This is a genomic window from Nonomuraea sp. IBHARD001, from assembly GCF_056106265.1.
In genome coordinates, this window is sequence record NZ_JBWBBW010000002.1 from 2,667,162 (window position 1) to 2,679,971 (window position 12,810).

Sequence of the window (12,810 nt, forward strand, 5' to 3'; positions counted from 1 at the left end):
AAGTTTGATCCAGGCAGGCAAGGGCATCTCCTGCCGTTCACGTCGTTCCGATCGAATGGATCACCCGCCTGGCCTAGCGTGGAAGTGACAGGAAGGCTCGACATGTTGCGCCGCACTCTCCTCCGGACCGGTGCCATGGTCGCGGGGGCCGCCTTCTCCGGCTCCCTCTGGCAGGGCGCCGCCCGGGCGAGCAGGGGAGCGAGCCCCTACGGCCCGCTGCTCGCACCCGACGCCGAAGGACTGGCCCTGCCCGCGGGCTTCACCGGCAGGCTGGTGGCCCGCACCGGGCGCAGGGTGGCCGGTCTGGCCTGGCACCCGGCTCCGGACGGCGGGGCCTGCTTCCCCGACGGGAGCGGCTGGATCTATGTGAGCAACAGCGAGGTCCCGCTGATCGGCGGCGCCTCCGCGCTGCGCTTCGGGGCCGACGGGAAGATCCGTGAGGCCTATCGCATCCTGTCGGGCGCCAACCTCACCTGCGCCGGTGGGGCCACGCCCTGGCACACCTGGCTCTCGTGCGAGGAGATCCACCGGGGCAAGGTCTACGAGTGCGACCCCTACGGCGTGCGCGCGGCGATGCCCAGGCTGGCGATGGGCAGGTTCAAGCACGAGGCCGCCGCCTGCGACCCCGACCAGCAGGTCGTCTATCTGACCGAGGACGAGCGCGACGGCGGTTTCTACCGGTTCAGGCCGCGCGACTGGGGCGACCTGACCGAGGGCACGCTCGACGTGCTGTGCGGCGAGGGGCCGGGCAAGGTCGAGTGGAGGCGGGTGCCGAGCCCGGCCGCCCTGCTGCGCGCCACCCGGCACCAGGTCGAGGACATGCTGCGCTTCGACGGCGGCGAAGGCTGCCACTACGCGGGCGGCGTCTGCCACTTCACCACCAAGGGCGACAACCGGGTCTGGGCCTACGACGCGGGCGCGGGCCTGCTGTCGATCGCCTACGGCGCGGGCACGCCGCTCAACGGGGTCGACAACATCACCGGCTCGCGGTCGGGCGATCTGTACGTGGCCGAGGACGGCGGCGACATGGAGATCAATGTGATCACGCCCGAGGGCACGGTGGCGCCGTTCCTGCGCCTGGACGGCCACGGCGGGTCCGAGATCACCGGGCCCGCCTTCTCACCCGACGGGCGGCGGCTGTATTTCTCCTCCCAGCGCGGCAGGTCGGGCGCGGCGGCGGGCACCGACGGGCACACCTACGAGGTCACCGGCCCCTTCAGAAGGTGACCTCGTACGCGGTGCCCCTCAGACGGTGACGTTCGCCAGTCTGGGCAGCAGGAAGTCGCCGATGCGCCACGCCTCCTCCAGGTGCGGCCACGCCGACAGCACGAACTCTTCGACGCCCAGGTCGGCGTACTCCCGCAGCCGCTCGGCCACCTCGTCGTAGCTGCCGACGAGCGCGGTGCCCGCCCCCTCGCGGACCAGGCCGACCCCGGCCCACAGATTGGGCGCGATCACCAGCGAGTCGGCCGAGCCGCCGTGCAGGTCGGCCATGCGCCGCTGGCCGACCGAGTCCATCCGGGCGTACCTGGCCTGCGCGGCGGCGATGCGCGCCGGGTCCATCCCGGACAGCAGCCGATCGGCGTGCGCCCACGCCTCGGCCGCGGTGTCACGCGCGATGATGTGGATGCGCAGCCCGAGCCCCAGCGGCCCCGAAGGCCTGCCCGCCGTCAGCGCCCGCATCCTGGCGATCCGCTCGGCGATCATCGCGGGCGGCTCGCCCCACATCAGATACGAGTCGGCCTGCGCCGCCGCCACCCGCTCGGCGGCGGGGGAGGCGCCACCGAAGTAGACGGGCGGCGTGGGGTCGAGCGGGACGGCCAGGCCGCCGCCCTCCACCTGGTAGTGCGGGCCCTTGTGGTCGAACGGCGCACCCGCCCAGGTACGGCGCAGCACCGCGAGGAACTCCTCGGTGCGCTCGTAGCGGGCGTCGTGGTCGAGGAAGTCGCCGTAGCCGCGCTGCTCGGCCGGGTCGCCGCCGGTGACGACGTTGAGCATCAGCCTGCCGCCGCTGAGCTCCTGGAAGGTCTGGGCCTGCTGGGCCAGCAGCGTGGGCAGGGTGAAGCCGGGCCTGAAGGCCACCAGCAGCTTCAGCCTGCTGGTGGTCGCGGCGACGGCCGAGCACACGATGAGCGGATCGGGGCAGCCCGATCCGACGGGGGTGAGCGCGGCCTCGAACCCCGCGCTCTCGGCCGCCTGGGCGACCTGGGTGAGGTAGCCGAGCGTGGGCATACGGTCCGTCGAGACTTCGGCGGCCACGAGGGTGGTGGCGGGCCTGACCTGGTGGCCGTCGCCGCGCGTCGGGAGAAACCAGTGAAAGCGCACGAAACGATAGTAGTACATATTTCCTATCAAAAAAGAGGGTATATATCACAGTCGAAGCGCCCAGGTCTGCTCGTTGTGCTCGCCGCGCTCCTCGCCGATCAGCTCGAATCCGGCCGCCTGGTAGATGCGCCTGGCCGTCGTCAGCACGTCACGCGTCCACAGCACGACACGTTCGTACCCCTCGGCCCTCGCATGCGCCAGGCACTCGCCCACCAGCCGCCCGCCGATGCCGAGACCCCTGGCGAACGGCTCCACCAGCAGCATCCTGAGCTGGGCCGTACGCTCGTCCTTGCGCACGCAGAACACGCAGCCCGCGCGCTCGCCCGCCACCTCGGCGATCCAGCCCGCGTCGCGCTCCGGGTCGTAGGCCGCCACGATGCCGGCCACCAGGCGTTCGAAGTCCTGGCCCCAGCCGTACTCCGTGGCATACAGCTCGCCGTGCCGCTGCACCACCCAGCCGAGATCGCCCGGGCGCGGCGGCCTGATCGCGTAGGCGCGGGGGGTGGTGCCCGGCTCCAGCAGGGTACGGATCGCCGTCATGGCCGTGGTGAGGCGCTCGCGCTCCCCGGGGCCCAGTGGGCCGAGCAGTCTGCCGATCTCCGTGGCGGACAGGCGCTCCAGCTCGCCGAACGCCGTGCCGCCCGCCTCGGTCAGCCGTACGACCTGCTTGCGTCCGTCGGCGGGCGAGCGCTCCCTGGCGACCAGGCCCTCGCCCTCGAACCTGGACAACATCCGGCTGAGGTACCCGCCGTCCAGCCCCAGTGAGCGCCGCAGCTCCCCGGCCTCCACCTCGCCCGCCCGGTCCAGCTCGAACAGCACCCGGACCTCGGTCAAGGAGTACGGCGAGTCGTAGACGCCCGCGCCGAGCACGCCGATCACCCGCGTGTAGAAGCGGTTGAACTCCCGCACGGCCAAGATGCTTGCATCAGTCAACGAATTCATTGACATAGTCAAGCATGAGAAGATGCGTGATGTGAATCTCCTTTTCGTCGGCGGCTATGGCACCGGCATCACGACCGTCTCTCGTGATCTCGCCGCGCTCGCCCACCTGCCCGCCTCCCGCGCCTCGTTCCTGGCCGCGCACCCCGCCCTTCCCGTGCTCTACGCCGTGAGCGAGGACGACCCCGGCGTCGTGCTGGCCTGTGCGGTGGACGAGGCGGGCGCGCTCACCCCGCTGGACGAGCGGCCGAGCGAGGGCGACTCGCCCTGCCATGTGGCCGTGCACCCATCGGGCACGGTGCTGGCGGTGAGCAACTACGGCGACGGCGTGGTCAGCCTGCACCGGCTCGACGAAGCGGGAGCGTTCACCGGCGAGCCGGTCGTGCTGCGCCACAGCGGCAGCGGCCCGGTCGCCGACCGGCAGCAGGGCTCGCACGCCCACCAGGCGGTGTTCGGCCCGGACGACGTGCTCCACGTGGCCGACCTGGGCACCGACGAGATCAGGCGCTACTCCCTCGACGGCCAGGCGCTCGCCTTCGTCGCACTGGAGCCGGGCAAGGGCCCGAGACACCTCGCCTTCGACGGCTCCCGCTGGTTCGTCACGGGCGAGCTCGACGGCACGATCGCCGCCTACTCCGCGACCTGGGAGCCGCTCGGGCACGCTCCGGCCTCGCGGCTGCGCATGGTCAACTACCCCTCGCACGTCGTGGTGGCGGGCGGCCTCGTCTATGTCGGCAACAGGGGACCGGACACGGTCTCGGTCTTCTCCGCCGACGACCTGTCCTTCGTGGCCGAGTCGCCGGTCGGCGGCCAGTGGCCGAGACACTTCGCACTGGTCGACGACGTGCTCTATGTGACGAACCAGAACTCGGCCAACGTGACGGCACTCGCCCTCAAGGACGGCGTGCCCGGCCCCGCCGCGCAGAGCCTCGCTCTCGAACAGCCCACGTGTGTCCTGCCGCTGACCCGATAACCTGGAGTTCCACCTAGGGAATGGCGGAAAGTGATCGACGCCGACGGAGGGTGTCGGCGCCGAACATATTGGAACGTGACCATTCCTCGTCACGCCAGGCCCGGGGCCGGATGCCATTCCGGGCGCACTTCCCCCGACCTTTGTCCTGGCTTTGTGACGGAACGTGCCCCTCCTTATTAAGGGGTTGCGCGGCGGATGACCGAATGCTTTTGTTCGATTCGAACAGAGGTAGCTGGTCCATCAGCTTGGGACTATTCAACGGGGGTTGAACCCAATGCGCGACAAGCGTTCTTTTCAGCGTGCCCGGATTCTGATCCTGGCCGTGGTGTCCACTCTTCTCGCCTCATTCTTATGGGCTCCCGTACCGATCGCGGCGGCGGCGGATCCGCCACCCGTGGCGCAGGTGAAGGCGGGTGCGGGGCCGGTCAACCGGCCTGTGCCCGCCGGTGTGCGCTCGGACAGGGCCCCGGCCAAACGGCCGCCCGTCGTGCCTCTCGGCGCCAAGGCCGAGGGCAAACCGGCCGAGGTGGCCGGGGCCCGGTGGTCGTCGCTGGTGGCCAGGCCCGCGGCCGTCGCCGACGACGGCTTCACCGACCTCGACCTGCGCCCCGGCTACGTGCTGGGCGACACCTCGCTCGTCACCTACTTCAACGGCTCAGGCGTCGATCCGTCGTGGACCGGCGCACGCGTGCGACTGTACGAGGTCGGGTCGCAGACCGAGCAGACCTCCTCGCTCGTCACGCGCGAGGACCTGGCGCTGTCGTACTGCGGTTCGGGCGGGCAGTTCTGCCGTTCGTTCGGCGCGGCGGACGGCTGGGTGCTGGACCCGGCCAAGCAGTACTTCGTGACCGTCGCCGCCGTGTTCGGCGACGGGCGTGAGGTGGTGTCGAACCCGTCGGGCGAGGCACAGCCCCGCGTGACGACCGTGCCGCCGCCGGTGCCGAACGAGCAGGCCGCCGGGTGCGGCTGCGGCAACGCGCTGGCCCTGACGGCCGCAGGCCAGGCCTCACGCGGTCTCGGCGTCAACACCGGCACCGGCGCGTTCGTCCGGACCGAGCAGGACCTGGAGCTGGCCTCGTTCGGCCCGCAGTTCGTGTCCTCGCGCACGTACTCGTCGATGAACCGCGGCGCGAGCCCGCTGGGGCCGGGCTGGAACTGGTCCTACGACATGCGGGTCACCCCGGCGGGCGAGGGCGCCGTGCTGGTCAGGGCCGAGGACGGCGCCCAGGCCAAGTACACCGCCGACGGCGACTCCTACAAGCGCCCGCCGGGTGTGCGCTCGACGCTGCGCAAGACGGCGAGCGGCTGGGAGCTGAAGACGCCCCGCCAGGTGCGTTACGCCTTCGACGCCCAAGGCCGCCTGGTCTCGGTGCGCAACGCCCGTGACGTCGGCGTGACGCTGGCGTACGAGGGGCTCGGTGTGAACATCACCGACGCCTCCGGCCGGGTCGTCGAGGTACGCATCGAGGGCGGTCTGATCAGGGAGATCAGCCTGCCGGACGGCCGCAATGTGAACTACTTCTACACCGGCGGCCTGCTGACCAAGGTGCTGGACGCGCGTGGCTTCGCCTGGCAGTACGCCTACCACGCCAACAGCCTGCTCTCGCAGGTGATCGACCCGCACCATGTGGCGATCATCTCCAACGTCTACGCCGCCGACGGCCGGATGGCCTCCCAGAAGGACGGCCTGGGCAAGCAGACGACGTTCGCCTGGGACGCGGCCAAGGAGGAGGCGGCCAGCACCGACCCCGACGGCGTGACGATCTGGGACGGCTACAAGGGCAACACGCTGGTCTACTCCCAGCGCGTGACCGGCGACTCCGACAACCACCGATACGACCCCTCGCTCAACCGAGACCTGGTCGTCAACGGCAACCAGTACCAGCACGAGGCGATCTTCGACGCCAACGGCAACCGTGTGCAGACCAACGCGCCGCGCTCGCTCGGCTTCTCGGAGAAGACCAAGTTCGACGCGAACAACAACCCGACCGAGCACACCGACGCCAACGGCCAGGTGTGGAAGGACACCTACAACGAGTTCAGCGAACTCGTCCGCAGTGTGGACCCCGAAGGCCACGACATCACCCACACCTACGACACGCGCGGCCTGCGCACCAGCAGCACCGACCAGCGCGGCAAGGTCACCAGGTTCGAGTACCTCCCGCAGGGCGGCCCGAACGCCGGTCTGATGAAGGCCTCGGTCTCGGCGGGCGGCAGACGCAGCGAGATGACCTACGACGCCACCGGCCGCCGCGTCACCTCGACCGACCCACGCGGCACCGTGCCCGGCGGCAACCGCCCCGCCTACACCACCCGGTACGCCTACGACGCCCAGGACCGGCTGCTCAGCACGCTGGAGCCCGGCAAGACGGGGGCCTGGCGCACCGGGTTCGACGAGACCGGTCGCAAGATCCGCACCCAGACGCCGACCGGCCAGACGAGTGTGTACGCCTACTTCGCCAACGGCCTGCTCAAGTCCGTCGACGACGAACGTCGCACGACCACCTACACCTACACGAACGCCGGCCGTAAGTCCGCGGTCCAGGCGCATCTGCGCACCCGCGCCCCCATCACCACGACGTACGGCTACGACGCCAAGGGCCTGCTGAAGACCGTCGTCTCGCCACGCGGCAACGAGCCCGGCGCCAACCCCGCCGACTTCACGACCACCTATTTCTACGACGCCAACGACAATCCGATCCGGATCCGCACGCCGTACCCGGGCGGTGGTTTCACCGATCGCGACATCAAGGTGGACCCGCTCGACCGGACCACCAACAAGACCGACGAACTGGGCAAGACCTCCGCCTTCCAGCGCGACAAGACCGGCCAGGTCACGGCCACGACCGACAACCTGGGCCGCAAGACCACGATGGAGTACGACCGGTCTGGTCGTCAGACCGAGATCAAGGACCCGGGCGGCAAGGCGACCAAGACCGAGTACGACCCCGCCGGGAACCGGATCAAGGAGACGAACGCGGCGGGCGGCGTCACGACCTGGAAGTACGACGACGACGGCCTGCTGGTCAGCGTCACCGAGCCGCGCGGCAACCTGGAGGGCGCCGATCCGGCCCGGTTCACCACCCGCTACGAGTACGACCAGGCCGGGAACCAGGTCAAGTCCATCGACCCGCTCGGCGCGACGACCACGATCGCCTACGACGCGACCAGCAGGGTCTCGGCGAGCACCGACCCGAAGAACCGCACCACCCACTACACCTACCGCGAGGACGACCTCCCGGCGACGGTGCACACCCCGGACACGCCGTACAACCCGGCGGATCCGACCGCCAGGTCGACGGTGTACGGGTACAGCGTGGACGGTTTGCTGGAGTCGGTGCGCGATCCGGCCGGGCGGTACACGCGGATGGCCTACGACGATGCCGGGCGTCTGATCACGCGGGCCGATCCGCTGGCCAGGCGGGTGGAGGTCACCTACGACGCGGAGAACAACGCGCTGTCGGCGATCACCATCAACGGGCCGGAGTGGGTCAGCCCTGAGGAGCGGCTGAAGCGGACGATCGTCAACACCTACGACATCCGGGGCCGCCGCACCAAGACCGCCCTGGGGTCGGAGGGCCCGGCCTACACCTACGGCTACGACGCCAAGGACCGCACCACGGCCTACGGCGACCCGGCCGGGGTACGCGAGGTGGCCTACGACGACGAGGACCAGATCACGACGGTCACCCGCAAGACCGCCGGGCTCGACGACGAGAGGTTCACCTACGGCTACGACGAGCGCGGCAACATCACCTCGCGCACGTATCCGGACGGCACGCAGGTCAGCGCGGCCTACGACGACGACTCCCGTCAGACCGAGCACAAGGTCGCGGGCGGTATCGCCGGGGGCACCAGCACCTGGACCTTCGCCTACGACGCCGCCGGACGCCGCACCACGACGACGCTGCCGGGCGGCGGGCTGAGCGAGAGGCGCGCCTACGACGACGCCGGACGCCTGACCTCCATCCGCACCGCCGACGGGGACGCGGCCCCGGTCTCGGCGTTCGATCTCACGCTGGACCCGGTGGGCAACCCGACGAAGGTCACCACCACCAGGGGGACGGCGTCGGAGGCGGTGGTCTACTCCTACGACAACGTCGACCGGGTGACGTCGGCGTGCTACTCGGCCACCAGCTGTGCGACGGGTTCGCAGATGGCCGGGCGTATCGACTACACCTACGACCTGGTCGGCAACCGCACCTCCCAGAAGCGTTCCGGTAGCGCGGGCAACGACACCACCACCTACGCCTACGACGCCGCCGACCAGCTCACCCGTGAAACCGTGGCCAAGCCCGGCTCGGTGGTGGCGCGTGACTTCGGCTACGACGTCAACGGCAACCAGATCCGGGCCGGAGCCGACCGGCTCACCTACAACCTGGACAACAGCCTGGCCACCGCCACGGTGAACGGCAACAAGGCCGCCTTCACCTACGACGCGACCGGCCTGCGCCTGTCGGCGGCCACCAGCACCGCGGGCGGCACCCTGGCCGCCACCCAGCGCTGGAGCTGGGACACCAACGGCACCCTGCCGCAGATCGCCCTGGACACCACCACCAACGGCAACGGCGCCACGGTGGAACGACAGGGCTTCGCCTACGGCCCCGACGACGAGCCGCTCGCCCTGCTCAACGGTGCCGCCCACGCCTACACCCACGACTGGCTCGGCGGCGTCGCCAACATGCTCGCCCCCGGCGGGCAGGTCGAGGCGGGCTACGACTACGACCCGTTCGGCAACCCGCGTACCGGGCCGACGCTGAGCGGGCCGCCGTCCCAGCAGGCGCCGAAGAACCCGATGCGCTTCACCGGGGCGTACCAGGACCAGACCAGCGGCGACGGTAACTACTACCTGCGCGACCGCAACTACAACCCGGGCACCGGCCGCTTCACCGCGACGGACGCCATGCCCACCGGCGAGACCAAGACCTCCGCCTACACCTACGCGGCCAACAACCCGCTCGTCTTCACCGACCCCACGGGCATGGTGCTGGACGCGGGCGGCGGCAGCGGCGGCGGCACCGCGCCGAACCAGGAGGTCGACCCGGGGCCGAGTCCCGAGGACGTGGCCAAGGCCCAGCAGCTGCAGAACAAGAGCGTGCTGGACGTCATCCTGGAGGCCGGCGGCCAGATCCTCATGGAAGTCCTGGGGATCAACGACATCATCAACTGCCTCAACGGCGACCTCGGCGCCTGCGTCATGGCCGTGGTCGGCAACCTGCCCTGGGGCAAGATCTTCAAGGCCAAGAAGATCATCGAGGCCATCTGGCGGGCCGGCAAAGCCGTCATCACCTTCTTCAAGGAACTCAACTGGGCCAAGGCCATCCTGAGAGGAGCCGAACGCGCAGCCGAAGCCGCCAAGGCCGCAGCAGCGGCAGCAGCCAAGGCAGCAGCCGAAAAGGCAGCCGCAGCCAAGGCAGCAGCCGAGGCATACGCGAAGAAGGTGGCCGCCGAAGCGGCAGAACGGGCCAAGGCACTGGCCGCCAAGGCCAAGGCCAAGACGAAGACGCCCGACAAACCGGCTCAGATAAAGCAGTCCAATCCAGGCTGCAACAGCTTCGTCGCGGGTACTCCCGTTCTTCTGGTCGACGGCACCACCAAGCCGATCGAAAAGGTCGACCTCGGTGACCAGGTCGTCGCCACCGACCCGGAGAAGGGCGTCACCAGCGCCAAGCCCGTCGTCGCCCTCATCCGCGGCGAAGGCGACAAGAAACTGATCCGCATCACCGTCGACACCGACGGCGACAAGGGCACGGCCACCGGTGAACTCGTCGCCACCGACGGCCACCCGTTCTGGGTCGAGAGCACACGCGAATGGCGCAAGGCCGTCGAGCTCGAGCCCGGTATGTGGCTGCGGACCAGCTCGGGGACCTTCGTCCAGGTCAGCGCGGTCAAGCAGTGGACCCAGCACGAACGGGTCTACAACTTCACCGTCGCCGACGTCCACACCTACTACGTCGTCGCGGGCGGCACGCCGCTCCTTTCGCACAATGCCAAGCCGAACAGGTCCGACCCCGACGAGGTCTGCTCACTCGGCAGGTACGCGGAGGAGTCCATTCCGGCCAGAAGCAAGGGCCGCGACTGGACCGAGGAGGAGATCGCCCAGAACAACCGCAACGGCGACTACTTCGGCTGCCACACCTGCGGCATCATGGATTCCGGAAGTTCGAAGGGTACATGGGTCAAGGACCATTGGCCGCCGAGCGAATGGATTCCCGACGGAATTAAGCAGCGACTATTCCCGCAATGCCGTTCCTGCAGTGCGAAACAGGGCGGATGGGTACGTCAGCTGGCGCCATTGATGCGCAAAATTTGGTCGGCGAAATCATGGTAGCCTGACCGAATGAGATGGATCGAAACGGCAGGCGGGCCTTTTGTCCTCGTCAGTCTCCCCGACGATTCCGTGTGGACGGGATATCGGGGGGACTACGAGGAGGCCTGTGCCGTCGACGACGTCACGGGAGTCGTCGAATTCGGTCCGGCCACGCAGATCCGGACGGCCCTCGTGCTGTGGGACGAGCCGCTGAGGACGGCTTACTCCGCCAAGCACGAGGCGTTCGTCCAATGGCTTTACGCGAACTCCGAGGACGGGCTGCTCCAGATGGTCGACGCCGAGATCGGGTCGGCGGTCTGGGAGAGCGGGCCCGTCCTCGTCGTTCGTGACGGGGTCCTGCTGTTCGACGCGGCGATCCCCGGCGACGAGCTGACCCCGGACGACTCGATCGAGGTCCCCCTGCCCGCCGGCCACTACCGCCTGCACACCACAGACCTGGAGCCAGGCGACCACAACGCGGCCAGGCTTCACCGGCTGCTGCCGGAGCAGGCTTCTTCCTGAGGACTTGGGACCTGGGGGAGGGCTGCTTTTTCCTCGGAGCTAGCCCCTGCGGGAATGGGAAGGCTCTTTCCTGAGGTGTGAGCGCACCGCCACCCGAGAGATGCCGCTCTCGCCTCGACGCCCACACGGCCCCCAGCGTGCCCGGCCCGACCCCGCCGCCCCAGCCCCGTGCCTGCCCCGACGCGCTGCGCGTCCCCCGACCTCCGCCTCCCTGCACGCGCTCCCTGCACGCGCCCACCCCAGGTAAGAAGGCGGCAAAGTCGCTCGGCAAGTCCCACGGCGAGGGTGAGGATGCGGGGCTGTGGCGTATCGAGCTTGGCGGCGTTTGGTGGTTCGGCTGGTGGTCGGCGTGCTGGCTGTGGCCGGGTGTGCGACGGGTGGGGAGCCCAGGGACCTGGGCGCGATGCCGGGTCTGGGCAGGGCGGCGCCGCCCGAGGCCGGGTCGCGGTTCTCGCCCGCGGTGCCGGCGCCGCGCTGGGCGCTGACCAAGCGGGGTTCGGCGCACGAGATCGAGGGGTTCGCCGACGACGCCCGGGTCCTGCCGGGCCAGACGCTCACCCTGCGCGTCTCCACGACCGCGCGCTCCTACACCGTGCAGGCCTTCCGCACCGGCTGGTACGGCGGCGCCGGAGCGGGACTCGTCTGGCGATCGCCGTCCTGGCCCGGCACCCTGCAGCCGGAGCCGCACACCCGGGGCGGCGAACGCATGGTCAGCGCCGCCCACTGGGCCCCGGCTCCACGCATCGACACCACGGGCTGGCCCGAGGGCTCCTACCTGCTGCGCCTGGACGCCGACACCGGCGCCCAGCGCTACATCCCGCTGACCGTGCGCTCACGCTCGGCCGAGGGCAGGATCGTCCTGCTCAACGCCGTCAGCACCTGGCAGGCCTACAACCTGTGGGGCGGCCGCAGCCTCTACAAGGGACCGGAAGGCTACGAGGACCGCTCGCTGGCCGTCAGCTTCGACCGGCCGTACGGCGGCTCGGGCGCCAGGCTGTACCTCGACTTCGAACGCGACGTGATCGAACTCGCCGAGCGCAGCGGCCTGCCGCTGGCCTACCTCACCAGCTTCGACCTCAAGCCGGGCGCGCTGAAGGGCGCGCTGGGCGTGGTGTCGATGGGCCACGACGAGTACTGGTCGCCCGCCATGCGCCACGAGGTCACGGCGGCCAGGGACAGGGGCGTGAACCTGGCCTTCCTCGGCGCCAACGCCGTCTACTGGAAAGTCGCGCTCGACGACAGGGTGCTGCGCTGCGACAAGGACACCGACTGCCCGCTGTGGCGCGACTCGAACCCGGAGAGCTCCCTGGTCGGCCAGGGCTACGACTGCTACCCGTCGGAGTCGGCGTTCGTCGTGCGCGACCCGGGCTCCTGGATCTTCGCCGGCACCGGGGTACGCAAGGGCACGGCCTTCCCCGGCATGGCAGGCGTCGAGACCGACCGAATGCGTACGAAGCAGGCGCCCGAGCCGATGGAGGTCCTCGCCGACTCGCCGGTGGACTGCGGCGGCCGTGCGACGCGTACCCATGCGCTGTACTACACCGCGCCCAGCGGAGCAGGGGTCTTCAGCTCGGGCACCATGCGCTGGGTGTGCGCCATGCGCGGCGCCCGCTGCGGCCACGGTGTGACCGACGCCGCCGCCGCCTTCACCCGCAAGGCCACGACCAACCTGCTCACCGCCTTCGCCGAAGGCCCGGCAGGCCGGGCCCACCCGGTGCGCAAGCCGCACGACGACTAGGAG

The 12,810-nt window shown here is 70.1% G+C and carries 7 protein-coding genes; 5 read left to right on the top strand and 2 right to left on the bottom strand.

The annotated features are described in order from the left end of the window. Window positions 1-102 precede the first annotated feature (102 nt). On the top strand, window positions 103-1,227 hold the full coding sequence (locus tag ACTWNK_RS14390) for an alkaline phosphatase PhoX (protein WP_474304441.1): 1,125 nt from the start codon (window positions 103-105) through the stop codon (window positions 1,225-1,227). A gap of 18 nt (window positions 1,228-1,245) precedes the next feature. On the opposite strand, the gene ACTWNK_RS14395 is transcribed toward ACTWNK_RS14390, so the two are convergent. Further along, window positions 1,246-2,343, bottom strand: a complete 1,098-nt coding sequence (locus ACTWNK_RS14395) for an LLM class flavin-dependent oxidoreductase (protein ID WP_474304442.1) — start codon at window positions 2,341-2,343, stop codon at window positions 1,246-1,248. Between the two features lie 27 nt (window positions 2,344-2,370). After that, on the bottom strand, window positions 2,371-3,234 hold the full coding sequence (locus tag ACTWNK_RS14400; protein ID WP_474304443.1) for a bifunctional helix-turn-helix transcriptional regulator/GNAT family N-acetyltransferase: 864 nt from the start codon (window positions 3,232-3,234) through the stop codon (window positions 2,371-2,373). Between the two features lie 55 nt (window positions 3,235-3,289). On the opposite strand from ACTWNK_RS14400, the gene ACTWNK_RS14405 reads away from it, so the two are divergent. The 4 genes from ACTWNK_RS14405 to ACTWNK_RS14420 all read left to right on the top strand — a co-directional run bounded on the left by ACTWNK_RS14405 (window position 3,290) and on the right by ACTWNK_RS14420 (window position 12,807). Beyond that, a complete protein-coding gene (locus tag ACTWNK_RS14405) occupies window positions 3,290-4,237 on the top strand; it encodes a lactonase family protein (protein ID WP_474304444.1) in 948 nt (315 codons plus the stop codon). 394 nt (window positions 4,238-4,631) lie between these two features. Further along, window positions 4,632-10,568 carry a polymorphic toxin-type HINT domain-containing protein gene (locus ACTWNK_RS14410; RefSeq protein ID WP_474304445.1) on the top strand — a complete coding sequence of 1,979 codons (5,937 nt, stop codon included), beginning with the start codon at window positions 4,632-4,634 and terminating at the stop codon, window positions 10,566-10,568. Between the two features lie 9 nt (window positions 10,569-10,577). Next, complete coding sequence (locus ACTWNK_RS14415) at window positions 10,578-11,069, top strand: Imm21 family immunity protein (protein WP_474304446.1); 492 nt, start codon at window positions 10,578-10,580, stop codon at window positions 11,067-11,069. Window positions 11,070-11,370: 301 nt separating this feature from the next. Further along, the gene (locus ACTWNK_RS14420) at window positions 11,371-12,807 is read left to right on the top strand and encodes a N,N-dimethylformamidase beta subunit family domain-containing protein (protein ID WP_474304447.1); all 1,437 of its coding nucleotides are present in this window, start codon (window positions 11,371-11,373) and stop codon (window positions 12,805-12,807) included. The last annotated feature ends 3 nt before the right edge of the window (window positions 12,808-12,810 follow it).

Coding starts and splice junctions, on each gene's coding strand:
- ACTWNK_RS14395 (WP_474304442.1), bottom strand. CDS start 2,343: ATGTACTACTATCGTTTCGTGCGCTTTCACTGGTTTCTCCCGACGCGC.
- ACTWNK_RS14390 (WP_474304441.1), top strand. CDS start 103: ATGTTGCGCCGCACTCTCCTCCGGACCGGTGCCATGGTCGCGGGGGCC.
- ACTWNK_RS14415 (WP_474304446.1), top strand. CDS start 10,578: ATGAGATGGATCGAAACGGCAGGCGGGCCTTTTGTCCTCGTCAGTCTC.
- ACTWNK_RS14405 (WP_474304444.1), top strand. CDS start 3,290: ATGCGTGATGTGAATCTCCTTTTCGTCGGCGGCTATGGCACCGGCATC.